This window comes from Heliomarina sp., from assembly GCF_052826185.1.
Genome location: NZ_JBRBUI010000045.1, coordinates 241,007 through 265,390, shown reverse-complemented (window position 1 = coordinate 265,390; position 24,384 = coordinate 241,007). Strand labels below are relative to the sequence as shown.

Below are 24,384 nucleotides of genomic sequence, written 5' to 3'. Positions count from 1 at the left end.
GTGCAACCTATGGATGTCAGGATGACTGCTCGGCCAACCTATTGGTCTCTTTGGACCTTTCGTTAAGACTAGCAGATCCCGCCGGGGCGGTCACTGTGATTCGACGAAAATCCGGGCTGTCAGGATGAAAAATTCCGCTTTTTCGCCCACGGCTTAACCCGGCTTTTACCAGTTATCGCGGAACCATTTCACGGCGCGCTTGATAGAGCGCCCGGCATAGCGGTCGACCGGAATCTCGAAATCCCACCATTCGTCCTGCGGATGGGCCGCGAAAAGCGCGAGCCCGACTGCCGAGGCGAACCCCGGCCCAGTCGCCGATTGCGGCAGGCCATGAACGCGAAGCGGACGGCCAAGCCGCACCTGCTGACCAAGGATGCGGGTCGCCAGTCCGTCCAGACCCGGTGTCTGGCTGCCGCCCCCGGTCAGGACGATCTGCTGGCTTGGCAGATGGCTGAACCCGGCCGCATCAAGACGTGCGCGGACTTCTTCGAGGATCTCTTCGACGCGGGGGCGCATGATGCCGATCAGTTCGGCTCGGCTGACGCGGCGTCGGTCGTGTTCGTAATCGCCGGTATCGCCACCGATCTCGATCATCTCGCGGTCATCCATACCCGTTGCGTGGACACCACCGTAAAAGGTCTTGATGCGCTCGGCATTGGCCATCGGCACGCCCAGCCCCATCGAGATGTCCTGCGTGACGTGATCGCCGCCCATGCGCACACAGTCGGCATAGATCATGTGTTTCTTGAGGAAAATCGACACCGAGGTCGACCCGCCGCCCATATCGACACAGGCCGCACCCAGTTCCTGTTCGTCTTCGACAAGCGCCGAAATCCCCGCGACATAAGCAGAGTTGGCGATCCCGGCCAGTTCGAGATCGCAGCGCTTGATGCAATGGACGAGGTTCTGGATCGCATCGCCATCCACCGTCAGCATATGCATATCCACGGTCAGCGACTGGCCCAGCTGGCCGCGCGGGTCGTTCAGGCCGGTCCGGTTGTCGAGCGCGAAATTCACCGGCTGGGCGTGCAGCACTTCCCGCCCTGCCCCGTATTCCGGCACGTCGCAGGCGGCGAGTACGCGGGCGACCTCGTTCTCGGTAACCACGTTTCCTTCGAGTTCGACCTCGGCATCCAGACCGTAGGATCGCGGGTTGGCGCCCGAGAAACAGGCAATGACGTGATCGACGCGCAGCTCAGCCATTTTCTGGGCGGCCTGAAGCGCCGTACGAATGGCGCGTTCGGTTTCCTGCATCGCGGTGATTTCGCCGAACTGCACCCCGCGCGAGCGTGTCGTCGCTGCGCCGACCACACGGAAGCCCGACTGCCCGGCGAGAGCGCCGATAGAGTTGTCATCCGACAGCTTGCTCGTCCCGTCGAACCGCAGGACCAGGCAGGCAATCTTGGAACTGCCGACGTCGAGAATCGCAATGACACCGCGTTGCAGCGCCTGCTGGCGCATCTGCCGCATCGCCCGTTGGGATTGGTAAAGATCAATCATCGAATACTGCCCGTTTCTTTATTGGGGTCTTAGTGCCCACTTGTCTCTGCGATCCGCCGTTCACGTTCGCGCCCGTTAATTTCCCTGATATGCCACCAGTCCTTGACCGCCTCGGGGGTCATGCGCAACGTGGGGCGCGCTCCGATGCGCATGTCGACCACGGCCACGTCACGCGATAGCATGTCCTGCGCCTCGCTCAGCGCGATGACCCGTTGTAGCGCCGAAACCGGCTGCTGCGCGGGCAGCATGATGGCCTGATCGCGGTCGAGCGCGACATCCCAGCGCCGTTCGCCGATCCGTACGATCCCGCGCATCCGGTCACCCAGCGGCTTTGCCGCCTGGAACAGAGCCAGCGCCTCGGCCACGTTCTGGTTGGCACCTTTGCCAAGGATCAGCGGCAGGTCGGGCCGTTCGGTACGGCTTGTCAGCGTGTTGATGAAGGTGCCGGTTTCATCCAGCAGCGCCAGCCCCTTGCGCGACCGCCAGATCACCACCGGCTGGCGTTCCACCACATCCACCTGCAGCACGCCACCCGGACGGATGCGCACGATGGCAGATTTCACCGGGTCCAGCCCGGCAATCGTGTCGCGCATGGTTTCGATGTCGAGATCGAAGGAAGAGATCGGAAAGTCGATGGGGAACACGGCGCGGATCTCGTCGGCCAGCGCCGGCCCTGCCCCGTCGATGGCCATCAGTGAGACCATGAATTCGGGACGTTCTTCGATGCTGGTGCGGATATCGGCGATGGTGGTCTGGATCGCGGCGCGACGGTCCGCATCGGCCAGATAAGCGGAAACAACAGCAAAGACGAGCACGAAGGGGATGCCAAGGCGCAGCGCCATACGGATACCAGGCGTCAGCATCCATCGCTGAATACGGTAGCTTAACCGCGAGGGTGCCGGGTCGCTGCGCTGGCGGCGAACCTGTTTCGGACGCATTATCTGTCGCATGAGGCATCCTCGACCAGCCAGCGGCAGAGCGCGCCAAAGGAATGGCCCGCGATTTCGGCCTGTTCGGGGCTGAGCGATGTCGGCGTCATGCCCGGCTGGGTATTCACCTCGAGCAGGATGAGACCATCGGCGCCCCGGGTTTCATCCCAGCGGAAATCGGTTCTTGAAACGCCCCGGCATCCCAGCGCCTGATGCGCGCGCAGGGCATAGTCGAGACACAGGTCGAAGATCTCCTGCGGTATCTCGGCGGGTACCACATGGCGCGACCCGCCCGGCTTGTACTTGGCGTCGTAATCGTACCAGCCGTCGGTCAGGATATCTGTGACGGTCAGGGCCTGATCGCCCATCACCGTCGTCGTCATTTCGCGCCCCGGCGCATAGGTTTCGACCATCACCTGATCGGGAATGTGATCGTCGAGCTGCGGCGGACCGTTGGCAGCTTCGTGCACGAAATAGATCCCGACCGAGGAGCCTTCGCTGTTCGGCTTAACCACGTAGGGCGGCTCGATCACGTGACGTTGCATCACAGTGGCCTTGTCCTCGAGTACCGAATGCACGACTGGCAGGCCCGCACTGGCGAAAGCAGCCTTTGAGCGCTGCTTGTCCATCGCCAGCGCCGAAGCCAGCACACCGGAATGGGTATAGGGAATGCGGAGCCATTCGAGCATGCCCTGCACGCAGCCGTCCTCGCCCCAGCGCCCGTGCAGCGCGTTGAAGACGACATCGGGGGCGACCTCGATCAGCCGCGCGGCCAGATCTGCGGCCGCGTCGATCTCGACGACCTCGTATCCTTCGCCCCTAAGTGCGGTAGCGCATTCGCGCCCCGAGGACAGGGACACCTCGCGCTCGGCCGAGAGTCCGCCCATCAATACCGCCACTTTCCGGGGTGTCCTGCTCGACTGACCCAACGTGAAGTGCCTCAATGTTCCGCGGGCCTATATTGACCCTTTCGGTTGGTTTCCTGCTGTGACGCGCCCGGATTTCTGCCTGATTTTATGGACGCGCCGAGGAAGGGAATGCTTACGGATCACCGACCCGCATGATTTCCCACTCTAGCGTTATGCCACTGGACTCGTAAACCTTTTTTCGCACGTCTTCGCCAAGTGATTCGAGATCCGCGGCTGTTGCGTTGCCGGTGTTGATCAGGAAATTCGGGTGTTTTTCGCTCATCTGCGCCCCGCCAAGCCGGGCGCCGCGCAGACCGGCGTCGTCGATGACCTTCCATGCCTTGAGTTCATGGCTGTCATCCGCGCGGCCCGTCGAGGAAAAACCGGCCGGGTTGCGAAAGGTGGACCCGGCGGAGCGATCCTTGGTGGGTTGCGAGGCATCACGGCGATCAAGCTGCTCCTGCATCAGCGCGTGCAGCTTTTCGGGTTCACCCGCCTCGCCCCTGAGCCTGGCCGATATCAGCACCGCGCCAGCCGGAAGGGTGGAATGGCGATAGCCAAAGGAGAAGTCCTCGGGCGTCAGGGTCACGATTTGCCCCTCACGAGTAATGGCCGTGGCCGAGACCAGAACATCCGCCATGTAGCGCCCGTAGCAGCCCGCGTTCATGCGCATCGCGCCGCCAATGGAGCCGGGGATGGTGCGCAGAAAGGTGAGATCCACGCCCCGGTCCGCTGCCTTGCGCGCCACATGCGCATCGAGCGTCGCCGCGCCTGCGGTGACGGTCAGCCCGTCGATCTCGATCCGGTTGAAGCCACGCCCAAGGCGGATCACCACGCCCCGCAGACCACCGTCCCTCACGATCAGATTGGACCCGACGCCCATCGGGAAGACCGGGATGGCGGGGTCGAGCTGCGCGAGGAAGTCTGCCAGATCCTCGGCATCGGCGGGCTGGAAAAGCCAGTCGACCGGTCCACCGACGCGCAACCATGTCAGGTCTGAGAGCGAACGGTTCGAGGTTAGGGTTCCTCGGGGAGTGGGCAAGTCGGGAGCGGACAAGGCGGATCTTTCACTTCGGATCGGTTGGGCCTTCCCTACAACAGATGGTCGCGGAATTGCCAGTGGGACCTGTGCCATGTCTTGCCGTGTGAGGCTGGTGTCGGAAGGGGCTCTGCCCCGCCGCCCTGCGGGCGACTCCCCGGGATATTTTGGACCCAAAGAAGTGCGGGTTGGTGGAACTGTTGCTTGCGCGGCGTCGGGTACGCCGCGAAACCATGCCTTATAGCAGCGAGAGCAAATAGTTCACTGCAGCCTGTATCGCCACTGACGACGATACGATAATGCCCGCATTCTTTGATAGTCCAGCGACATCCTTGCTGACATCGTGAACCTCGGACAAGGCCTGACGCGCGCCGCGATGCACCCGCAATGTTCTGCTGGCGACCTTGTACAACGCCGTTCGGCGCGCTTCTTCCGGTTGATTTTCATCCGTTGCGATACGGGCGTCTTCGGGCAGTTCTTCTGCCAGATCGCCCTCGGATAGCTCAGCAATCTCATCCGCAGCAACGGTGAGAAGCGCGGATGCATCTGATGGCTCTTGACGCATTTTCATCTGAGCGCGGAGAGCTACCGTTTCACCCACATCATCGTTTGCGCCCGCAACGTCGAGCGCTGCTTCCTGCAATTGCTCGAGAAAGTCTTCGATCAGCGGGTCGCTATCCGGGCATTCCCCTATTGAGACCCGTTTGTGCGTCCGCCGTTCCGCCCGGCGACAGGTATCATATAATTGCATGGGGCGGGGATTGCTGAGTTTCGCGACTTTACGCAGCAATTCGACCTCGGGCATCAATACCGCATAGGGGCCGTTGTCTCCGCCCTGGCCCGCGAATGTATCAGCGGCATACGTCATCTTGGCCTGAATATCGGCAGCCGTGCCTTGCCCCAAATCCGATACAGCTTCGAGCTTCAGCTTATGGGTTTGCGGATCTTCGACTATGCGTTCCGCATTCCGGGTTGATCCGACAGCTAGATCCAGTTGAATTTCTTTTATCGCTTCGGCAGCCGCCTCTGGCCCGGCCTTCCAAACCTCGTCCTCGATCAGCGCGATTTTTTGTTCCAGTGGCCAGTTCGGCGTTTTTCCGGCAAGGATGTCCTCGTACCATTTGACCCAATAGGCCCAGATTTCCGGTCCTTACAGTCCGATTTAGTTAATCCGATAATGTTGGCATCTTTTCCTGCAGCTGTTGCAGCGACATTGACAGCGGTCACGGCCTCCTTAGCAGCATCAACAGCGTACAGGTTGATTCTTGCCGAGGTGTATGCGGCTGTAGCGGCTAAGTGAGCAATCTCTTCGTAGACAACTGAAGGATCAGCAACTGCGCCGGCAGCGACGTTAGCATCAGCCTGCGTTTCGTCTATTCCCTTGCCAGCCAGCCGCGAGATAAGCAAACACCTCAACACCGGAAGCGCCGTTATTCTATGCTTCTGCGCGGGCTCTGTCAGGCTCCACTCCCAGAACAAAGGTAACACCCTAAGGGCTGCGCGCGTGGCGATCTGGATACATTCCTCTCTGGAACGGTCTTCCAGCCATTCTTGCAGGCTATCTCTGTCCTTGATGTCCGCGATTTCCACCATTCCGGCCAGTCTTGACCGGCAGGGTCTTGATTTCAATCTTTATTGCGGTCGCCCAAGCGGTTTTCAAACGTCCGGTGTCCCGTTCGCGCGGCTCCTGATCCAGCGGGTGAGGTAGATGACGGGCCAGCGCAGGACGCTCATCCCCATGACGAGGATCAGGAGGCCGATCAAGGGGCCGTTCTGCCAAGTGACATAACCGAGGATCGGGATGCCGATGGCGATGAGTACATAGGCCGCGCGCCAGTGGTAGTCGCGGCTGGGCAGCATGGCGATCAGGTTTGCCGCGAGTGCCCAGAGTGCGGCGAGGATGAGGGAGAGGCTCATTCCGGCACCCCGGTTTCCTGTCCGCGCCATTTGCGCCAGAAATAGCGCAGCGGGTGGCGGAACATCGAGAGAAAGCCGGCAAGAGCGGCAATGCCCGCGAGCCATCCGAATTCGAGTGTGATTGCCCCGATCAGGACCGGGGCGGCGATCAGCAGTGCCAAACCGGGATTCATCTGCAGCCGCATCGGCAGGAGGGCGACGGCGGTGGCGGCAAAGACCCAGAGGACTGCAAGAAGGATGACGGCGTTCACTGGTCACACTCCCGCTGCTGCGGCCCGTGCACCACGCCGGGTGCCCGTTGTGCGCGCTGCAAGGCGTGCCGCAATGGGATGACCGCTCCCGGCACTAGGCTTCTTTCAGACGCGCGGGGAGCGCGTTGGCCCAGGTGCTGATCGTCCCTGCCCCGAGGCAGACCACCATATCACCCGGTTTGGCCTGTTCGCGGACCAGTCGCGTCAGGTCTTCCTCGGAGACGATGGCGCGGGCGTGGCGGTGGCCGTGGCGGATCAGGCCGGCCACGAGGTCATCTCGCGAGGCGCCGGGGATCGGGTCTTCGCCTGCCGCGTAGACTTCGGCGATGGCGACCACATCCGCCTCGTTGAAGCAGCTGCAGAAATCGTCGAAGAGCGAGGAGAGGCGGGAGTAGCGGTGCGGCTGGTGCACGGCGATGACGCGGCCCTCAGTGGCCTGGCGCGCGGCTTTCAGCACGGCGGCGATTTCCACCGGGTGGTGGCCATAGTCGTCGATGATGGTAACGCCCTCGACCTCGCCCACGCGGGTAAAGCGGCGATTGACGCCTGAGAAAGTGGCCAGCGCGGCGCGGATTTCCTCGGCCTTCATGCCGAGATGGCGTGCCACGGCCACGGCTGAAAGCGCGTTGGAGACGTTGTGATCGCCGGGCATCGGCAGGGAGCAACCCTCGATCACCATTTCATCGGCCTGGAGCGCGATGTCGAAATGGGCGACGCCGTTTTCATATTTCAGGTTAACCGCGCGCACATCGGCCTGCGCATTGAAACCGTAGGTGACGACGCGGCGGTCGGTGATCCGGCCGACGAGACGCTGAACCTCTTCGTGATCGGTGCAGCAGACCGCCAGACCGTAGAAGGGGATATTCGAGACGAAATCGTAGAATCCGTCGCGCAGGGCATCGAAACTGCCCCAGTGCTCCATATGTTCGGGGTCGATATTGGTAACGATGGCGATGGTGGCGGGCAGACGGTTGAAGGTGCCGTCGGATTCATCGGCTTCGACGACCATCCATTCGCCCTCGCCCAGCCGCGCGTTCGAGTCATAAGCGTGGATGATGCCGCCGTTGACCACGGTCGGGTCGAAATTGCCCGCGTCTAGCAGGGTCGCCACCATGGTTGTCGTGGTGGTTTTACCGTGGGTTCCGGCCACGGCCACGTTGGACTTGAGCCGCATCAGCTCGGCCAGCATTTCAGCGCGGCGCACGACGGGCAGACCACGGCGGCGGGCCTCGTCCAGCTCGGCATTGCCGGTCTTGATCGCCGAAGAGATCACGACGACCTCGGCGTTTTCGAGGTTCTCGGCCTTTTGACCTTCGAAGATGGTGGCGCCAAGCTGTTCCAGACGCTGGGTGATTCTCGAGGCCTTCAGGTCAGAGCCCTGCACCGTGTAGCCGTGATCCAGCAGCACTTCGGCGATGCCGGACATGCCGATGCCGCCGATGCCGACGAAATGAATCGGGCCGATATCGAGAGGGAGTTTGGTTGCAGCTTGCATGATCAGGCTTCCATCCATCATTTCATAACCTTCCTTCCGGGCTCAGCGTTCGTAGCAAGGGCGTCGACAAGGGCGACAAGACGTTCCGTTGCATCCGGAGCGCCGACGGAAAGGGCGGCGTTGGCCATCTGCAACGAGGCGGCGGGGTTTTCAAGCAGACTCGCGATCTGCGCGGTAAGGGATTCCGCGTTGAGGAGGCGTTCGGGGATCAGGATCGCCGCGCCCGCATCCACCAGCCCGCGCGCATTGGCGGTCTGGTGATCGCCGGCGGCAGCGGCAAAAGGGATCAGGATCGAGGGCCGCCCGATCACCGTCAGATCGGCGATCGAAGACGCCCCCGCGCGCGAGATCACAAGCTGTGCCTCGGCCATGCGGCTGGGAATATCGTTGAAGAAGGTCTTTACGTCGGCGCGGATGTCGGCCTCGGCATAGGCCTCGGTGACCCGCTCCACATCTTCGGCGCGGGCCTGATGGCTGACGCGCAGGTTGCTGCGTATCGGCTCTGGCAGGCGGGTGATCGCCTCGGGCACCACGTCGGAGAGGATGCGTGCGCCTTGCGATCCGCCCATGACCAGCAACGACATCGGGTAGTCGCCGGGCGGGATATAGCTGGCCCCTGCCCGGTCTAGCACGGCGCCGCGCACGGGGTTGCCGGTATGCACGCCATGAGCCGTCGGTGGCAGCTTGGTCGGTTTGACGCCACAGGCCACATGGGCCACGCGCGAGGCGAAGACTTCGTTCACGCGCCCAAGCACGCCATTCTGTTCATGGATCATGCGCGGCAGTTTCAGCAGGGTCGCGGCGGCAAGCGCCGGGATCGACGGATAGCCGCCAAAGCCCACGACAACCGCAGGCTTGTCACGAAACATCCGCCATGCCGAAGCGATGACGCCCGCCGCGATGCGCGGCGCGACCATCGCACGTTGCATCGCTCCGCCGCGCGCGAAAGTGGCACTGGCGACCTCGACGATCTCGGTCTCTTCGGGGAAGGCACCCGTGTAGCGCGCGCCGCGAGCATCCGTCGACAAGCGCACGCGCCAGCCGCGTTTCAGCATGGCTTCGGCCAGCGCCTGCGCCGGGAACATGTGCCCGCCGGTGCCGCCTGCGGCGATAATCAGCAAGGGTTGGCTCATCTGCCGCGACCACGCAGGATATCGGCGATTTCGCCCTGCGGGCGCGAGCGGGTAAAGGCGAGCAGCATGCCGAGCGCGATGCCCCCGGCAATCAGGGACGAACCGCCGTAGCTGACGAACGGCAAGGTCATGCCCTTTGCGGGCAGCAGACGAACGGCAACGCCCATGTTGATCATCGCCTGCACACCAAAGATGCAGGCCAGCCCGGTTCCGGCCAGCCGGATGAACGGGTCACGCTCGCGCATCAGCCGGAACAGCGAGCGGGTGACGATCAGCGCGTAGAGCGAAATGATCACCAGCACGAGGATCAGGCCGTATTCCTCGGCTGCCACGGCAATGATGAAATCGGTATGCGCATCGGGGAGCGACCATTTCACCTGCCCCTCGCCCACGCCTACGCCAAAGAGACCGCCTTCGCGGATCGCGTTGGTCGCATAGCCAAGCTGGGTGGTTGGGTCGAGATCGGGGGAAAGGAACCCGTCGATCCGCCGGGCAAAGTGTTCGGAATTGGAATAGGCGATGGTGCCGCCCAGCACCACAAGCCCCGCCATTCCGACCAGCAGAACCATCGGCGCGCCGGCCACGAAATACATCACTCCCCAGCCGAACATCACAAGGCAGGCCTGTCCGAAATCGGGCTGCATCGCCAGCATCAGCACGATGGCGACGCAAAGCGAAAAGGACCAGAGTTTGCCCGGAGGACCGTTGATTTCCTGGCTGGCGGCCAGCATCCACGCAGCGGCCACGATGAAGCCGGGTTTAAGGAATTCCGACGGCTGGACGCTTGCAAATCCAAGGCTGTACCAGCGCATCGCGCCCTTGCCGAAATCGGTACCCAGAAACGGCAGCAGTGCGACCGCGACAAACGCGCCGAGGAAGCCGACCACAGCAAGGCGGCGCACCATCACCGGCGACATCATCGAGGTGAGCAGCATGACAATCAGCGCAAGGCCGCCAAAGAACGCCTGACGCTGAACGTAATGGAAAGGTTCAAGCCCGTTGCGCGCAGCAAGCGGCGGAGAGGAGGCGAGCCCGAGAAGCAGCCCGATGACAAACAGTCCAAGCACGCAGGACATCGACCATTTATCGAGCGTCCGCCACCATTTTGGAACAATTGGTTCGCCGCCCCGTTCAGGGACAGCGCCATACACCATCTCAGTCATGGTTCCCGCCGTTTATATCTGCCTCAATGCGCCCCTTTTCGGGGTCTCACCCTTAAGGCTACATCGAAAATTCCGATGCCGCCAGCCTCTTCCTCTTGCCATGCCCATGAAATCGCGCGACAGCGCGGACAGATGAGACGTGAAACGATCATAATCGGTGCAGGTGCGGCCGGGATGATGTGTGCCTCCCATGGCGGGCCGGACACGCTGGTCGTCGACCATGCCCGAAATCCGGGCGAAAAGATCCGTATTTCGGGCGGCGGGCGCTGCAATTTCACCAATATGTACGCCGCGCCGGAAAACTTTCTGTCGCAGAACCCGCATTTCGCCAAATCGGCTTTGGCGCGCTATACCCAGTGGGATTTCATCGATCTTGTCACGCGCCACGGGATCGCGTGGCATGAAAAGACGTTGGGGCAGTTGTTTTGCGACGGCAAGGCGACCCAGATCATCCGGATGCTGCGGGATGAGATGGAAAAGACCGGGGCCGAGCTGTGGCTGCACACGGCGGTGATGTCGGTCCGTCATGGCCCCGAGGGGTTTACGCTCGACCTCGACCGCGAAGGAAAGCGCGTTTCGATTTCGTGTCGCAACCTTGTTCTGGCCACCGGCGGCAAGTCGATCCCCAAGATGGGCGCGACCGGCCTTGCCTATGATATTGCACGAAAATTCGGGCTGGACGTGACCGAGACCCGGCCGGGGCTTGTGCCGTTCACCTTTCCGCCAGAACGGTTCAGCGGCCTTGCGGGAGTCGCCCTCCCCGCGCGGCTGTCCAATGATCGCGCCGGGTTTGACGAAGCGCTTCTGTTCACCCATCGCGGGCTGTCCGGGCCATCGGTACTGCAGATTTCGTCTTACTGGCGCGAGGGCGAAGAGATCCGCGTCGATCTCGACCCCGAGGGCAAACTTTTCGACAGCCTGCGGGACACACGCCAGATTTCGGGGCGCAAAGCGCTGACAACCGAGCTTGCCCGTGCCCTGCCCGCCCGGCTTGTCGATCACCTTGCCGGGGTACTGGACCTATCGGGAAACCTTGCCGACCAGTCCGACGCGGCGCTGCGCGGCATATGCGATGCCCTGCGCGACTGGCACCTGACCCCGTCGGGCAGCGAAGGGTATCGCACCGCCGAGGTTACACTGGGCGGCATCGACACGGATGGGCTTTCGTCAAAGACGATGGAGGCCAAATCCGTTCCCGGCCTTTACGCCATAGGTGAAGCGGTGGACGTAACCGGCTGGCTCGGCGGATATAATTTCCAATGGGCGTGGTCCTCGGGCTATGCGGCGGGCACGGCGATCCGCACCCGCGCTACAGGGTCCTGACCAGCCGCAGCGCGTCGTAGATGGCCGCGTGGGTGTTGCGGGCCGCCACCGCATCCCCGATCCGGAAAAGCTGGAAAGCCGCGTCCGGCTGGCGCGACACTTCTTGCGGGGCTCCGGCGATCAGCGCATCATAATCCACCTCGCCCAGATTGCGCGAGGACTCGCGCAGGTCGAAATACAGGTCTTCGAGCGGCGCGGTGCCATGGTTGACCACCACCTGATCGACCAGCCTTTCGCGGGTCACATCGCTGTAATCCGTGCCGATCGTGGCCTTTAATCCGTTGCCCTCACGCGCCACCGACTCGAGCTTCCATGTCACGGTAAAGGTCACGTCCAGCGGTTGCAGCGCCCACATTGCCGGGGTCAGGGTCATGCCCATGACCTCAGGCGAAAACACCCGGTCGCGCGTCATGATCTCGACTTTGGCACCGGTCGAAGCGATTTTCTCTGCCGCCTGCAAGGCCGCCTGATCGCCGGCGTCGTCATAGATCAGCACGTTCGAGCCGGGCTGCACGTCGCCTGAAAGGATGTCCCATGCAGAAACGACAAGATCGTTGCCCTGCGGCAGGATCTCGGTATGGGCGATACCGCCGGTCGCGACGATCACCACGTCGGGATTTTCATCCATCACCGTGGCCGCATCCGCGAAACTGTTGAAACGAAAGGTGACGCCCAGCTTTTCGCATTCCTCGAAACGCCACTGGATCAGCTGGATCATCTCGGCCCGGCGCGGGGTCTGGGCGGTCAGGCGCACCTGCCCGCCGGGATCGTTGGCTGCCTCATGCACGATCACCTCGTGTCCGCGCGAGGCTGCCACGCGGGCGGCTTCCAGCCCGGCCGGACCTGCCCCGACGATCACGAAACGGCGGGGGGTATCCGCCTTTGCGATTTCATGCGGCTGTTCCAGCTCACGCCCTGTCGACGGGTTGTGAAGGCAAAGCGCCATGCCGCCCTGGTAAATCCGGTCGAGGCAGTAATTCGCGCCGACGCAGGGGCGAATGCGGCCTTCCTCGCCGCGCATGATCTTGGCAACGATATGTGGGTCGGCCATATGGGCGCGTGTCATGCCGACCATGTCGAGCTTGCCGCTGGCCACCGCGTGCCGCGCCGTCGCCACGTCCTGAATCTTGGCCGCGTGAAAGGTCGGAAACTTGGTTTCCGCGCGGATATCCCCTGCGAAATCAAGGTGAGGCGCGCTCGCCATGCCCTGCACCGGAATCACGTTGGTCAGGGCCGCGTCAGTTTCGATATGGCCCCGGATCACGTTCAGGAAATCCACCAGCCCGCTGTCCTTGAGACGGCGGGAAATCTCCATCCCCTCGGCCTTCGCAATCCCACCCGCGAGCATCTCATCCCCGACGTAGCGAATGCCGACGATGAATTCATCGCCGACCCGCTTGCGGATTGCGCGCAGCACGTCAAAGGAGAACCGCATCCGGTTATCAAGACTATCCGCGCCATAAGGCCCGTCCAGATCGTTGGTCAGCGGCGACCAGAATGAATCCATCAGGTGGCCATAGGATTCCAGCTCGATCCCGTCGAGACCTGCCGCCTGCATACGCTCGGCAGCATCGGCATAATCCTCGATGATCCGGGCGATGTCCCAGTCCTCGATCCGCTTGGGGAAGGCGCGGTGGGCCGGTTCACGCTCGGGGCTGGCCGAAACCACGGGTAACCAGTCGCCCACGTCCCATCGGGTGCGTCGCCCCAGATGGGTTAGCTGGATCATCACCGCCGAGCCGTGATCGTGACATTCATCGACCAGCTTTTTCATCCAGCCGACGACCTCATCCTTCCACGCGAGGATGTTGTTGAAGGCGGGCGGACTATCCCGTGCGACCGAGGCCGATCCGGCGGTCATCGTAAGCGCGATGCCTGCCTTTGCCCGCTCTGCGTGATAAGCGCGATAGCGATCCTTGGGCAAGCCATCCTCGGGATAGGCGGGCTCGTGGCTCGTAATCATCAGCCGGTTTCTGAGGGTCAGGTGTTTCAACTGAAACGGCTGTAGGAGCGGATCGGCAGACATGGGCATCTCCTGTGGCGTTGCGCCGACGATTTCGAAAATGTTCATCTATGTCAAGTTTAAGTTCATCAGTGTTCATTTCTCTTGTCGCCGTCAGACGCGCTGGCTATGACTTGCCCATGCAGGATGCGGTTTCATCAGAGGATGCCAAGAGCGGCTGGCGCGGTTCGCGCGAGGTCTGGATGACCGCCGCCAAGTCGGCACTGCTGGAAAACGGGGTGGATGCAGTCAAGATCCAGCCGCTGGCGAGCACGCTGAAACTGTCGCGCACCAGCTTTTACTGGTTCTTCAAGGATCGCGCAGCCCTGCTCGACGCGCTGCTCGACGACTGGGACAATTCGAATACCGGCGCCCTGACCGATGCCTGCGAGGCTTATGCCGAAACCATTGCCGAGGCAGTCCTGAACGTCACAGCCGCTTTTATCGACGAAAACGCTTTCGACCCCCGGTTCGATTTCGCGATCCGAGGCTGGGCACATCGATCGGACAGGGTCAAGGAGCGGGTCACGACGGCGGATGAGGTGCGGCTTGCCGCCCTGCAGGCGATGTTCATGCGCTTTGGATTTTCCGACGCCGAGGCGGATGTGCGTGCGCGAACGATCTACCTCGTCCAGATCGGATATATCTCGCTGCAAACCCGCGAGGATCTGGCGACCCGGCTGACGCGGGTGCCCGCCTATGTCAAAACTTTCTGCGGAGAAGACCCCTCCCCCGGTGAAATGACCCGGTTCAGCGCAAGGCTGGGCGCGGCGATACGGTCCTGACACGCTCACGTTCGCGTGGCTTCAGGGAACCCGGAATAAACTCCATACGTTCAGGGAGACATGGACAAAGGGGAGTTTGCCACCATGGGTTTCAAGGTCGACGACAAGGTTGAGTGGGACTGGGGCCAAGGCACGGCCGAGGGTCGGGTCAAGGAAACCCACGAGAAAAAGATCACGCGCAAGATCAAGGGCAGCGAGGTCACCCGCAATGGTTCTTCCGACGATCCGGCCATCGTGATCGAGCAGGAGGATGGCGACGAGGTCCTGAAACTGGCCTCGGAACTGCGCCACAAATAAAATGAGCACCGAGCAAGCTGTCATTCCCAAGGGGTTGGTCTGGTATCCGGACAACCGCCCCGGCATCACCCGCAAGCGTCACGGGAGCGGGTTCACCTACAAAGCCGCCGACGGCACGACCATCGCGCGCGGGGCGGAACGTGACAGGATATGCGCCCTCGCGGTGCCGCCTGCTTATGAAGACGTCTGGATTTCGCCGCGTGTGAACGGACACCTTCAGGCAACTGGTTACGACGCGCGTACCCGCAAGCAGTATCGCTATCACCCCAAATGGGGCGAGGCCCGGTCAGCTGAGAAATACGACTACCTGCCGCGTTTCGGCCGCGCCCTGCCTGCAATCCGCCGCCGCGTCAGCCGTGATCTGGCGCTTGAGGCCGGCGACGAACGGTTCGCGCTGGCAGCCGCCGTTCTCCTGATCGACCGGCTGTCGATGCGCGTCGGTAACGAAACCTACGCGCGCCAGAATGGTTCATACGGGGCGCTGACATTGAAGCGTCAACATCTCAAACTGACCGACGGCGGGCTGAACCTTGTCTACACGGCCAAGGGCGGCAAGAAGGTGCGGCGCCGCCTGTCTGACCGCAAACTGTTGCGTGTCCTGAACGAGATCCGCGATCTGCCCGGTGCGGAATTACTGAGCTGGACCGAAGAAGACGGCACCGTACGGACCTTGTCGTCGGGGGCGCTGAACGCCTATCTGGCCGAGGCGACGGAAGAACCTTTTACTGCCAAGACATTCCGCACGTGGGCCGGCACACTGGCCGCCTTTGAGGCTGCCGAATCCGGATCAGCGACGATCAAGGCGCTGAGCGAGGCGGCGGCAGAACGGCTTGCCAACACGCCAACCGTCGCGCGCAACAGCTATATCCACCCGACGGTCATCGACCTTGCCGGGAAAGACATGCCAAAGCTGAAAAGCGCGGGTGTGCCGGGGCTGCGTGCTGCCGAGAACCGGTTGCTAAGCCTGATCGAGCGCTGAGACGCAGGCGGCGAAATCGTCGCCGCGCTGCTCGAAATTATCGTATTGGTCAAAGCTCGCGGCTGCCGGGGCCAGCAATACCGTGTCACCCTCTTGGGCATCGGCGGCGGCGCGGGCGACCGCCGTTGCCATGTCCGTGCAGATCTCGGTCGGACAGGTCAGTTGCAAGGCGAAGCCTTCGGCATCGCGCCCGATCACATAGGCCTTGCTGACAGCCCCGACGGAATCCTTGAGCGCGGCGAGACCGCCCTCTTTTTCCAGGCCCCCGCAAATCCAGCGGATGCTCTTAAAGGCCGCAAGCGCCTTGGCTGCGCTGTCAAGGTTCGTCGCCTTGCTGTCATTTACAAAGGTGACGCCATTGCGCGTGGCGATGACCTGGCTGCGGTGGGGAAGCCCGGGATAACTGTGCAGCGCGGTTTCGATGACACGGGGCGCCAGACCAAGCGTGCGCGCCACCGCATAGGCGGCGCAGGCGTTCTGGTGGTTATGCGCGCCGGGAAGCCCCTTGATCTCGCGCAGGTCGATGGAAGCGATCTGCTTGCCCTTGCGGTATTCGGACAGGAAGCCCTTGCGCGAAAACACCTGCCAGCCCGGCCCGGTCAGCTTCGAAGCGACCGAGATCCGGATAACACGGTCATCCGATGGGGCTTCGGCCAATTGCCCGGCAAGGAAAAGGCCCTCGGGTTCATCGACACCGATCACCGCGCGATCCGGGCCGCCCTCGGCAAAAAGGCGGCGCTTGGCCGCGAAATAACCGCCCATGCCTGCGTGGCGATCAAGGTGATCGGGCGAGAGATTGGTGAAAACCGCCACATCTGGCGTAAGCGCCCGAGCCAGATCGGTCTGGTAGCTGGACAGCTCGAGCACCACGACTTCGCCATCGATCGCCGGATCGAGATCGAGCACGCCGCGCCCGATATTGCCCGCAAGCTGGGTCGGACGGTTCACCGACGTCAGGATGTGATGGATCAGCGCAGACGTGGTGGATTTGCCGTTGGATCCGGTTACCGCCACCACACGGGGCGGCGTGTCGAAGCTTTCCCAGTCCTTGGTGGCAAAGGAGCGGAAGAACAGGCCGACGTCATTGTCGACGGGCACGCCCGAGGTCAGCGCCGCCGCGACCACCGGATTCAGAGCGGGGTAGAGATGCGGGATGCCGGGCGAGACGATCAGGGCGGCGACGTCATCGAAGGCCCCCGTCCTGGAAAGATCGGTGCAAGTGAACCCTTCCTCCTCGGCACGGGTCCGCGCGGCGGGATTGTCGTCCCAGCAAACCGGCGTGGCGCCACCGGCGCGCAGAGCCCGCGCGGCAGAAAGTCCCGAACGGCCGAGGCCGAGCACCGCGATTTTCTGATTCTGGACACCTGTGACGGGGATCAAGACGCGTTCCTTTCCGGTCAGCGGGGCAATTGGGGCTCTGCCCCGCCGCGCAATGCGCGGCCCCCCGGGATATTTTCGACCCAAAGAAGCAGGGGCCGGGTCATGGCATCAGCGCACCTTGAGCGTGGCGAGGCCGATCATGGCAAGGATCAGGGCGATGATCCAGAAGCGGATGACAATGGTCGGCTCGGCCCAGCCCTTTTTTTCATAGTGGTGATGGATCGGCGCCATCAGGAAGACGCGCTTGCCGGTGCGTTTGAAATAGAGCACCTGGATGATCACCGATAGTGCCTCTACCACGAAGAGGCCGCCGACAATGGCCAGCACCAGTTCATGCTTGGTTGCCACGGCGATGGCCCCCAGCGCCCCGCCAAGGGCAAGGCTGCCGGTGTCGCCCATAAAGACGGCCGCCGGTGGCGCGTTGTACCAGAGGAAGCCGAGCCCGCCGCCGAACAGCGCGGCGGTGAAGATCAGCAGCTCACCCGTACCGGGCACGTAATGCACGTCGAGATAGTCGGTGAAGTCGACCCGGCCAACCGCGTAGGCGATCACTCCGAGGGTGGAGGCCGCGATCATCACCGGCATGATCGCAAGCCCGTCGAGCCCGTCGGTCAGGTTGACCGCGTTGGCGGATCCGACGACGACGCAGACACAGAAGGGGATATAGAGATAGCCGAGGTTGATCAGCGTGTTCTTGAAGACCGGCAGGGCGAGCTGACCCTGCAATTCAACAGGATGGTTCTGCGCCGCCCACCATGAGGCAGCAATCGCGATCAGCATGCCCAGCGCGAGGCGCAGCTTGCCCGGCACGCCGGAGGTATTCTGCTTGGAGACCTTGGCATAGTCATCGGCGAACCCGATGGCCGCATAGGCCAGCGTCACGAATAGCACCAGCTGGACAAAGGCGTTGTCGAGCCTTGCCCAGAGCAGCGTCGACGTCGCCAGCGCTCCGACGATCAGCAGACCGCCCATTGTCGGGGTGCCAGCCTTGACGAAATGCCCTTCGGGGCCATCATCGCGGATCGGCTGGCCCTTGCCTTGCGTGCGGCGCAGGACGGCGATCAGCGGGCGGCCAAAGATGAATCCGAAAATCAGCGCGGTGAGGAACGCGCCGCCGGCCCGGAAGGTTATGTAGCGGAAGAGGTTGAAGAAATCCCCCCCGTCCGACAATGCGGTCAGCCAATACAGCATTCAGACTGTTCCACCCATGATCATTCTTCCCTGTCGGATATCGGCTGCGCATGACCCATTTTGCGGATCGCGTCAACAATCACCGAGAGCTTCATCGACAGGGAGCCTTTGGCCAGCACGACATCGCCACTGTCGATCCTGTGGCGCAGCCCCGGCTCCATCTCCGCACTTGTTTCTGCCCAGGCGCCGCGCTTGTTTTCGGGCAGCGCCGCGTGAAGATTCTGCATCAGTGGTCCGATGCAATGGACGCAGTCGATACGGTCCATCGCTTCGAGGCTGGCCAGCCCGGCGTGGAGCGAGGCGGCATCCTCGCCCAGTTCCTTCATGTCACCGAGGAAGGCAATGCGCCGCCCGATCTGGACCCGGCCTGTACCGTCGCGTACCGGCGACGCCGCCAGCACGTCGAGCGCGGCGGCCATCGAGGTCGGGTTCGCGTTATAGGCATCGTCGAGCAGATCGATGGAAAGATCGGCTTCGATCGCGTCGAGATGGATGGTTTCGCGGGTGCCTCTGCCGCGATAAGGCTGCCAGCGCCCCAAGCTGAGCGTCGCCAGCGCGAGATCTGCACCAAGCGCTTCGCAGGACGCCAGCGCCCCAAGGGCGTTCATTGCAAAGTGTTTGCCCGGGGTGTTCAGCTTGAACAGGATCGCGTCACCCCGTTTCTGGGCCTGAATGACGGTGGCATCGCCCGAAATCCGCACCTCTTTCAGGATAAAGTCCTGCGCGTTCCGACCAAAGGTCACGACACCTGCGCCGCATTGCGCCGCCTTGTCGGTGAGGATTGCAGCCGTGTCGATATCCGCGTTCAGGATCGCGACACCCTCGGGTTCAAGACCCTCGAGGATAGCGGCTTTTTCCCGAGCTATCCCCTCGACACTGTCGAATGCCTCGAGATGGGCGGCGGCGACGGTGGTGATCATGGCCACATGTGGGCGCGCCATGCGCGCCAGCGGCGCGATCTCGCCGGGGTGGTTCATGCCGATCTCGATCACCGCATATTCGGTGTCAGCCGGCATCCGCGCCAGCGTCAACGGCACGCCCCAGTGGTTGTTGTAACTCGCGACCGAGGCGTGTGTGCGGCCCTGATCCGAGAGCATTTCGTAGAGCATTTCCTTGGTCGAGGTCTTGCCCACGCTGCCGGTGACTGCAATTACGCGCGCCCCGGTACGCGCGCGGCCCGCGCGGCCCAGTGCCTCGAGCCCGGCCTGCACGTCATCGACGATGAGGAGCGGTGCGTCGTCGGGCAGGCCGTCGGGCACATGGCTGACCAGCGCGGCCCCTGCCCCCTTTTCCAGCGCCTGCGCCACGAACTCGTGGCCGTCCCGCGCGGCGCTAAGGGCCACGAAGAGATCGCCGGGCGCAAGCGTTCGGGTGTCGATGGAGACACCACTGACTTGCCAGTCGCCCCGCGCCTTTCCGCCGGTGGCGGTTGCGGCCTCGGCTGCTGTCCAGAGGCTCATACCGGGCGCCCGTCCAGCGCGGCCACCGCGACGCTGGCCTGTTCTGTATCGTCAAAGGGCAAGATGTCGTCTCCTACGATCTGGCCGGTTTCATGTCCCTTGCCCGCGATCAGCAACGCATCGCCCGGTTCGAGCATATCGACGCCGCGCAGAATCGCCTCGGCCCGGTCTGCGACCTCGGTCGCCTGCGGCGCCCCGTTCAGAACGGCGGCGCGGATCAGCGAGGGGTCTTCGCTGCGCGGGTTGTCATCCGTGACGATGACGAGATCGGCGTTTTCCGCCGCGGCGCGTCCCATCAGCGGACGCTTGGCCGTGTCGCGGTCGCCGCCCGCGCCGATGATGGCAATGAGCCGACCCATCACATGCGGACGCATCGCGGACAGCGCGGTAGCGATGGCATCTGGCGTATGGGCGAAATCGACAAAGACAGCCGCTCCATTTTCACGGGTCGCGGCAAGCTGCATACGCCCCCGCACGGTGCGCAAGAAGGGCAGCGTTTCAAACACTTCTTCCGGGTCGTCGCCCGCCGCGATGGCCAGCCCGCAGGCAAGCAGCACGTTTTCCGCCTGAAAGCCGCCGATCAGACCAAGACGAACCTGATGCGGCCTCCCTTCCCAGGTAAAGCGGATGTTCTGCCCGGTGGCATCGAACTGCTGGTTCAAGAGGCTCAGATCGCCAATCGCGTGCCCTGTGGTGATGACCCGTTGGCCACGCGCGGCGGCGATAGCGCGCAATTCCACCCCGCGCGCATCGTCAAGGTTGATTACGGCGGTGCCGTCCTCGGGCAGGACCCGGCGGAACAATCCGGCCTTGGCGGCGAAATAGTCGTCAAAGCTCGCGTGGTAGTCGAGGTGGTCCTGCGAGAAATTGGTGAAGCCCGCCGCGACAAGGCTGACCCCGTCAAGGCGACGCTGCTCGAGCCCGTGGCTCGACGCCTCCATCGCCGCATGGGTCACGCCATGCGCGGCTGCCTCGGCCAGTGCGCGGTGAAGCGTGATCGGCTCGGGCGTGGTATGGGCCAGCGGCGCGCTCCATGCGCCCTCGACGCCGGTGGTGCCAAGGTTGATCGCGCTGTGACCAAGTTCGGTCCAGATCTGACGCAGGAAATTGGTGACAGAGGTCTTGCCGTTGGTGCCCGTCACGGCGACCGTCGTGGCCGGTTGGGCTCCGAACCAGAGCGCCGATGTATAGGCCAGCGTCTGGCGTGGATCCTCGGCCACAATCAACGCAGCTTCCGATGCGGCCAGTTCCTCGGCGGCGATCCGCGCGCCCGCCGCGTCGGTCAGAATCGCATGGGCGCCCATGCGCAGTGCAAACTGGATGAATTCGCCCCCATGCACCTTGGTGCCCGGCAGCGCGGCAAAGAGATGGCCCTCTTTGACATCGCGGCTGTCGACGGAAAGTCCGGTGATTTCAGGGTCTCGCCCGCCACGTGCCGCAAGGGCAAGCTGGCTCAGGCGCTTGGCAGGCCTTTGGTCCGTTTTGCCCATGTTCCTGCCCTCTCTGCCTAGTTCGAGGTCAGGGTTATACCAGCCGCTGCGCGGGGTTCAATATCCGGTCTGAGGCCAAGGAGCGGTGCCACGCGGGCGATCATCTCGGCCGCCACGGGAACCGCCGTCCAGCCCGCCGTCCGGCGCGGTTCGGAGCCCGAATTTTCCGACGGTTCGTCCAGCGTCACAATCAACACATAACGCGGATCGTGCGCCGGGAACATGCTGGCAAAGGTCGCGATCACCTTGTCGTCGTAATAGCCGCCGCGCGGCTTGGGCTTGTCTGCCGTACCTGTTTTGCCCGCCACCGCATAACCCGGAACGTCGCCAAAGCTTGCCGTGCCTTCGGAAACCACCAGCCGCAGCATGTTGCGCGAGGCGGCGGCGGTTTCGGGTGACATCACCTGCGGCCCTTCCTGCGGCATGTCCTGACGCAGCAAGGTCGGCGCCACATAGCGCCCGCCATTCGCAATCGCCGCATAGGCCGAGGCAAGGTGCATCGGGCTGGCTGACAACCCGTGCCCGTAGGAAATCGTCATCGCCGAAAGCTCGGACCAGTTCTTTGGCAAGAGCGGGCTGGCGCCTGAGGCCTCGACGATCTCGACCGGAGTCGGATCGAGGAAACCGAGATGCGACAGGAATTCTCTCTGCCGATCCGCACCGATCTGCTGCGCGATGCGGGCGGTCCCGATGTTAGAGGATTTCACGATGATCTTGGTAACGGACAACTCCTTGCCGTAGTTGTGAAAATCGCGAATACGGAACTTGCCCCAGCGCAGCGGGCCACGGGTGTCGATCACCGTTTCGGGGCCGACCAGCCCCAGGTCCATCGCCTGTGCAACGGCAAAGATCTTGAAGGTCGAACCCAGTTCATACACCCCCTGAACCGCGCGGTTGAACAGCGGGCTGACCGACGGGTCAAAGCCCGAAGTGGGCGGCGCGGGACGATCGTTGGGGTCGAAATCCGGCAGACTCACCAGCGAGATCACCTCGCCCGTATGCACGTCCATAAGGATCGAGGTCGCGCCACGCGCGTTCATGAGCTTCATGCCGCCATAAAGAACACGCTCGGCCGCCGCCTGTACGGTGAGGTCTAGCGACAGCGTCAGCGGCTTGCCGCCGTTGGCCGGATCGCGGAGGTAATTGTCGAATTGCTTCTCGACCCCGGCCACGCCAATCACCTCGGCGGCATCGACGCCTTCCTTGCCGAAAGACGCCCCGCCCAACACATGGGCCGCGAGCGAACCATTGGGATACAGGCGCATTTCGCGCGGGCCGAACAAAAGGCCCGGATCGCCGATATCATGCACCGCCTGTTTTTGTTCGGGACTGATTTTCTTCTTGATCCACACGAACTTGCGCTTGCCGGTGAAATCCTTGATCAGCCGGTCGCGATCCAGATCGGGAAAGATTTTGACCAGCCCTTCGGCCGCCGCGAGCGGATCGACCATAAACGGCGGCTGGGCGTAAAGCGAATGTGTTTCGAAATTGGTCGCGAGGATGCGGCCTTCGCGGTCGACGATGTCGCCCCGTTGCGCCGCGATGGGCGTGCCGATGGCACTTGCCAATGGTTCCTCGGCCTCGGACACGGAAAGCAGACCCATTCGTCCGCCGATAACCGTGAAAGCGCAGAAAAAGAACATGCCAAGGACAAGCAGACGCCCCTCGGCCCGGCTGCGCGCCTTGTCCTGCATCTCGGCATGGCGATGACGCAGGTTTTCACGCATGATCGCGTCCGGGTTTTCACCATTGGCGCGGGCGGAAAGGATGCGTGCAAGCGGGCGTAGGGGGGTGCGGATCATGGCTCCTGCTCTCCTGCCATGGTGGAGACATCAATCGGGTTGGTGATTGGCAACAGCGGCTCGGGCGGATAGCTGACCTCGTCCACGCGGCCGAACTGGTCGGGGCGCAGGGGCAGCAGGCCGAGACGGTCGAAATTCAGCTCTGCCAGCTCCAAAAGTCGGTTCGGACGGTTGAGATAGGCCCATTCCGCGCGCAGCACGCTCAGACGCACCTGCGCGGCACCGATCTGGTGCTGAAGCCGCTGCGTATCCTTAAGGACCTGCTGTGTCGCGTAGTTTTCCCGGTAGGCCCAGAATGCCAGCGCAAAAACCAGCAGCACGGTAAAGACGTAGATCAGGCTTTTCATCTGCGGGCCTCCCTGAGTTGCGGCATCCCAAGTTCATTCGCGTCGATTTCCCCCGCCGGCGCATCGGTGCGCACCGCGACCCGCAGCTTGGCAGAGCGGGAACGCGGGTTGTCGGCCAGTTCCTCATCGTCGGCCGCGATGGCCTTGCGGCTGGTGAGCGTGAATTGCGGGGCATCTTCCTCGGCGGCGGGGGCATAGCGGTTGGCATTGCCGGTCTTGCCCGCCCGCGCGGTCAGAAAGCGTTTCACCATTCGATCCTCGACCGAATGAAAGGACACGACGGCCAGTTTGCCGCCCGGTCTCAAAGCCCGCTCGGCAGCCATAAGGCCCTGATATAATTCACCATATTCGTCATTCACCGCGATACGAAGCGCCTGAAAGCTGCGCGTTGCCGGGTGCGACTGGCCGGGCTTGGCGCGCGGCAGGCAGGATTCAATGAGCTTTGCGAGGCGAAGCGTCGTCGTGATCGGCTCTTCCTCGCGCGCCTTCACGATGGCGCGGGCAATGCGGCGGCTTGCGCGTTCCTCGCCGTAGCGAAACAGGATGTCGGCGATATCCTCTTCGGCCGCGCCGTTCACCAGATCGGCAGCGCTTGGCCCGTCCTGCGACATGCGCATGTCGAGCGGGCCGTCCTTCATGAACGAGAACCCGCGTTCCGCCTGATCGAGCTGCATCGAAGAGACGCCGAGATCGAGCACGATACCGTCAAGGTCGCTGGCATATTCATCCATGCGCGAAAACACACCGGGCTGCATCACCAGCCGGTCGCCATACGTCCCGGCCCAGCCCTTCGCCATTTCAAAGGCCAGCGGATCGCGGTCGACGCCGATCACCTTGTCGGCCCCGGCCTCGAGCAATCCGCGCGTATAGCCACCCGCCCCGAACGTGCCATCCAGCCAGACGCCTGTCACCGGCGCCACCGCCGCCAGCAAGGGGCGCAGCAGCACGGGAACATGGGGTTTGTCAGGATCGTGAGCGTCGTCCTGAGTCATG

Annotated in this window: 23 protein-coding genes; 4 read left to right on the top strand and 19 right to left on the bottom strand. The window is 63.0% G+C overall.

Features of this window, described 5'->3' with window-relative positions:
• Positions 1–165 precede the first annotated feature (165 nt).
• The 11 genes from ftsA to ftsW all read right to left on the bottom strand — a co-directional run bounded on the left by ftsA (position 166) and on the right by ftsW (position 10,335).
• Positions 166–1,500 carry a cell division protein FtsA gene (gene ftsA, locus ACU0FH_RS13525; protein ID WP_238369303.1) on the bottom strand — a complete coding sequence of 445 codons (1,335 nt, stop codon included), beginning with the start codon at positions 1,498–1,500 and terminating at the stop codon, positions 166–168.
• Positions 1,501–1,529: 29 nt separating this feature from the next.
• Positions 1,530–2,450: a cell division protein FtsQ/DivIB gene (locus ACU0FH_RS13520; RefSeq protein WP_446195164.1), complete on the bottom strand. Its 921-nt coding sequence runs from the start codon at positions 2,448–2,450 to the stop codon at positions 1,530–1,532.
• Positions 2,438–3,316: a D-alanine--D-alanine ligase gene (locus ACU0FH_RS13515; protein WP_446195163.1), complete on the bottom strand. Its 879-nt coding sequence runs from the start codon at positions 3,314–3,316 to the stop codon at positions 2,438–2,440. The genes ACU0FH_RS13520 and ACU0FH_RS13515 overlap by 13 nt, the downstream gene beginning before the upstream one ends.
• A gap of 154 nt (positions 3,317–3,470) precedes the next feature.
• Positions 3,471–4,394 carry a UDP-N-acetylmuramate dehydrogenase gene (gene murB / locus ACU0FH_RS13510; protein WP_446195162.1) on the bottom strand — a complete coding sequence of 308 codons (924 nt, stop codon included), beginning with the start codon at positions 4,392–4,394 and terminating at the stop codon, positions 3,471–3,473.
• A 220-nt stretch (positions 4,395–4,614) separates the two neighbouring features.
• Positions 4,615–5,244 carry a hypothetical protein gene (locus ACU0FH_RS13505; protein ID WP_446195161.1) on the bottom strand — a complete coding sequence of 210 codons (630 nt, stop codon included), beginning with the start codon at positions 5,242–5,244 and terminating at the stop codon, positions 4,615–4,617.
• Positions 5,245–5,432: 188 nt separating this feature from the next.
• Positions 5,433–5,969, bottom strand: a complete 537-nt coding sequence (locus ACU0FH_RS13500) for a hypothetical protein (protein WP_446195160.1) — start codon at positions 5,967–5,969, stop codon at positions 5,433–5,435.
• Between the two features lie 63 nt (positions 5,970–6,032).
• Entirely contained in the window at positions 6,033–6,293 is a 261-nt protein-coding gene (locus tag ACU0FH_RS13495) for a DUF2484 family protein (protein WP_446195159.1), read from the bottom strand.
• Complete coding sequence (locus ACU0FH_RS13490) at positions 6,290–6,544, bottom strand: DUF2484 family protein (protein WP_446195158.1); 255 nt, start codon at positions 6,542–6,544, stop codon at positions 6,290–6,292. Before ACU0FH_RS13490 ends, ACU0FH_RS13495 begins: the two co-directional genes overlap by 4 nt.
• A gap of 94 nt (positions 6,545–6,638) precedes the next feature.
• Complete coding sequence (murC, locus tag ACU0FH_RS13485) at positions 6,639–8,039, bottom strand: UDP-N-acetylmuramate--L-alanine ligase (protein ID WP_446195609.1); 1,401 nt, start codon at positions 8,037–8,039, stop codon at positions 6,639–6,641.
• A 17-nt stretch (positions 8,040–8,056) separates the two neighbouring features.
• Positions 8,057–9,172 carry an undecaprenyldiphospho-muramoylpentapeptide beta-N-acetylglucosaminyltransferase gene (gene murG / locus ACU0FH_RS13480; protein ID WP_446195157.1) on the bottom strand — a complete coding sequence of 372 codons (1,116 nt, stop codon included), beginning with the start codon at positions 9,170–9,172 and terminating at the stop codon, positions 8,057–8,059.
• Entirely contained in the window at positions 9,169–10,335 is a 1,167-nt protein-coding gene (ftsW, locus tag ACU0FH_RS13475) for a putative lipid II flippase FtsW (protein ID WP_446195156.1), read from the bottom strand. The genes murG and ftsW overlap by 4 nt, the downstream gene beginning before the upstream one ends.
• 132 nt (positions 10,336–10,467) lie before the next feature.
• Here ftsW and ACU0FH_RS13470 point away from each other — a divergent pair, with 132 nt between their 5' ends.
• Positions 10,468–11,658 carry an NAD(P)/FAD-dependent oxidoreductase gene (locus ACU0FH_RS13470; RefSeq protein WP_446195155.1) on the top strand — a complete coding sequence of 397 codons (1,191 nt, stop codon included), beginning with the start codon at positions 10,468–10,470 and terminating at the stop codon, positions 11,656–11,658.
• Here ACU0FH_RS13470 and ACU0FH_RS13465 read toward each other — a convergent pair.
• Positions 11,645–13,684: an oxidoreductase gene (locus tag ACU0FH_RS13465; RefSeq protein WP_446195608.1), complete on the bottom strand. Its 2,040-nt coding sequence runs from the start codon at positions 13,682–13,684 to the stop codon at positions 11,645–11,647. The two genes, ACU0FH_RS13470 and ACU0FH_RS13465, sit on opposite strands and share 14 nt — an antisense overlap.
• Positions 13,685–13,800: 116 nt before the next feature.
• Between ACU0FH_RS13465 and ACU0FH_RS13460 the strand changes: the two genes are divergently transcribed.
• From ACU0FH_RS13460 to ACU0FH_RS13450, 3 genes are read left to right on the top strand one after another with little or no spacing between them, the layout of a single operon-like run.
• Positions 13,801–14,445: a TetR/AcrR family transcriptional regulator gene (locus ACU0FH_RS13460; RefSeq protein ID WP_446195153.1), complete on the top strand. Its 645-nt coding sequence runs from the start codon at positions 13,801–13,803 to the stop codon at positions 14,443–14,445.
• A 60-nt stretch (positions 14,446–14,505) separates the two neighbouring features.
• On the top strand, positions 14,506–14,742 hold the full coding sequence (locus ACU0FH_RS13455; RefSeq protein WP_446195151.1) for a DUF2945 domain-containing protein: 237 nt from the start codon (positions 14,506–14,508) through the stop codon (positions 14,740–14,742).
• 1 nt (position 14,743) lies between these two features.
• Positions 14,744–15,721 carry a DNA topoisomerase IB gene (locus ACU0FH_RS13450; RefSeq protein ID WP_446195150.1) on the top strand — a complete coding sequence of 326 codons (978 nt, stop codon included), beginning with the start codon at positions 14,744–14,746 and terminating at the stop codon, positions 15,719–15,721.
• Here ACU0FH_RS13450 and murD read toward each other — a convergent pair.
• The 7 genes from murD to rsmH all read right to left on the bottom strand — a co-directional run bounded on the left by murD (position 15,701) and on the right by rsmH (position 24,383).
• Positions 15,701–17,101 (bottom strand): UDP-N-acetylmuramoyl-L-alanine--D-glutamate ligase, encoded by a 1,401-nt coding sequence (gene murD, locus ACU0FH_RS13445; protein WP_446195149.1) that lies wholly within the window; start codon positions 17,099–17,101, stop codon positions 15,701–15,703. The two genes, ACU0FH_RS13450 and murD, sit on opposite strands and share 21 nt — an antisense overlap.
• 108 nt (positions 17,102–17,209) lie before the next feature.
• A complete protein-coding gene (gene mraY, locus ACU0FH_RS13440) occupies positions 17,210–18,292 on the bottom strand; it encodes a phospho-N-acetylmuramoyl-pentapeptide-transferase (protein WP_088633344.1) in 1,083 nt (360 codons plus the stop codon).
• Positions 18,293–18,312: 20 nt separating this feature from the next.
• Positions 18,313–19,752 (bottom strand): UDP-N-acetylmuramoyl-tripeptide--D-alanyl-D-alanine ligase, encoded by a 1,440-nt coding sequence (locus tag ACU0FH_RS13435; protein ID WP_446195148.1) that lies wholly within the window; start codon positions 19,750–19,752, stop codon positions 18,313–18,315.
• Positions 19,749–21,242: a UDP-N-acetylmuramoyl-L-alanyl-D-glutamate--2,6-diaminopimelate ligase gene (locus tag ACU0FH_RS13430; RefSeq protein WP_446195147.1), complete on the bottom strand. Its 1,494-nt coding sequence runs from the start codon at positions 21,240–21,242 to the stop codon at positions 19,749–19,751. Before ACU0FH_RS13430 ends, ACU0FH_RS13435 begins: the two co-directional genes overlap by 4 nt.
• 17 nt (positions 21,243–21,259) lie before the next feature.
• Positions 21,260–23,044: a peptidoglycan D,D-transpeptidase FtsI family protein gene (locus ACU0FH_RS13425; protein WP_446195146.1), complete on the bottom strand. Its 1,785-nt coding sequence runs from the start codon at positions 23,042–23,044 to the stop codon at positions 21,260–21,262.
• Complete coding sequence (gene ftsL, locus ACU0FH_RS13420) at positions 23,041–23,391, bottom strand: cell division protein FtsL (RefSeq protein ID WP_088633348.1); 351 nt, start codon at positions 23,389–23,391, stop codon at positions 23,041–23,043. Before ftsL ends, ACU0FH_RS13425 begins: the two co-directional genes overlap by 4 nt.
• Complete coding sequence (gene rsmH, locus ACU0FH_RS13415) at positions 23,388–24,383, bottom strand: 16S rRNA (cytosine(1402)-N(4))-methyltransferase RsmH (protein WP_446195144.1); 996 nt, start codon at positions 24,381–24,383, stop codon at positions 23,388–23,390. The genes ftsL and rsmH overlap by 4 nt, the downstream gene beginning before the upstream one ends.
• Between the last annotated feature and the right edge of the window lies 1 nt (position 24,384).

Coding starts and splice junctions, on each gene's coding strand:
- ftsA (WP_238369303.1), bottom strand. CDS start 1,500: ATGATTGATCTTTACCAATCCCAACGGGCGATGCGGCAGATGCGCCAG.
- ACU0FH_RS13520 (WP_446195164.1), bottom strand. CDS start 2,450: ATGCGACAGATAATGCGTCCGAAACAGGTTCGCCGCCAGCGCAGCGAC.
- ACU0FH_RS13515 (WP_446195163.1), bottom strand. CDS start 3,316: ATGGGCGGACTCTCGGCCGAGCGCGAGGTGTCCCTGTCCTCGGGGCGC.
- ACU0FH_RS13505 (WP_446195161.1), bottom strand. CDS start 5,244: ATGACGTATGCCGCTGATACATTCGCGGGCCAGGGCGGAGACAACGGC.
- ACU0FH_RS13500 (WP_446195160.1), bottom strand. CDS start 5,969: ATGGTGGAAATCGCGGACATCAAGGACAGAGATAGCCTGCAAGAATGG.
- ACU0FH_RS13495 (WP_446195159.1), bottom strand. CDS start 6,293: ATGAGCCTCTCCCTCATCCTCGCCGCACTCTGGGCACTCGCGGCAAAC.
- murC (WP_446195609.1), bottom strand. CDS start 8,039: ATGCAAGCTGCAACCAAACTCCCTCTCGATATCGGCCCGATTCATTTC.
- murG (WP_446195157.1), bottom strand. CDS start 9,172: ATGAGCCAACCCTTGCTGATTATCGCCGCAGGCGGCACCGGCGGGCAC.
- ftsW (WP_446195156.1), bottom strand. CDS start 10,335: ATGACTGAGATGGTGTATGGCGCTGTCCCTGAACGGGGCGGCGAACCA.
- ACU0FH_RS13470 (WP_446195155.1), top strand. CDS start 10,468: ATGAGACGTGAAACGATCATAATCGGTGCAGGTGCGGCCGGGATGATG.
- ACU0FH_RS13465 (WP_446195608.1), bottom strand. CDS start 13,684: ATGTCTGCCGATCCGCTCCTACAGCCGTTTCAGTTGAAACACCTGACC.
- ACU0FH_RS13460 (WP_446195153.1), top strand. CDS start 13,801: ATGCAGGATGCGGTTTCATCAGAGGATGCCAAGAGCGGCTGGCGCGGT.
- ACU0FH_RS13455 (WP_446195151.1), top strand. CDS start 14,506: ATGGACAAAGGGGAGTTTGCCACCATGGGTTTCAAGGTCGACGACAAG.
- ACU0FH_RS13450 (WP_446195150.1), top strand. CDS start 14,744: ATGAGCACCGAGCAAGCTGTCATTCCCAAGGGGTTGGTCTGGTATCCG.
- mraY (WP_088633344.1), bottom strand. CDS start 18,292: ATGCTGTATTGGCTGACCGCATTGTCGGACGGGGGGGATTTCTTCAAC.
- ACU0FH_RS13435 (WP_446195148.1), bottom strand. CDS start 19,752: ATGAGCCTCTGGACAGCAGCCGAGGCCGCAACCGCCACCGGCGGAAAG.
- ACU0FH_RS13430 (WP_446195147.1), bottom strand. CDS start 21,242: ATGGGCAAAACGGACCAAAGGCCTGCCAAGCGCCTGAGCCAGCTTGCC.
- ACU0FH_RS13425 (WP_446195146.1), bottom strand. CDS start 23,044: ATGATCCGCACCCCCCTACGCCCGCTTGCACGCATCCTTTCCGCCCGC.
- ftsL (WP_088633348.1), bottom strand. CDS start 23,391: ATGAAAAGCCTGATCTACGTCTTTACCGTGCTGCTGGTTTTTGCGCTG.
- rsmH (WP_446195144.1), bottom strand. CDS start 24,383: ATGACTCAGGACGACGCTCACGATCCTGACAAACCCCATGTTCCCGTG.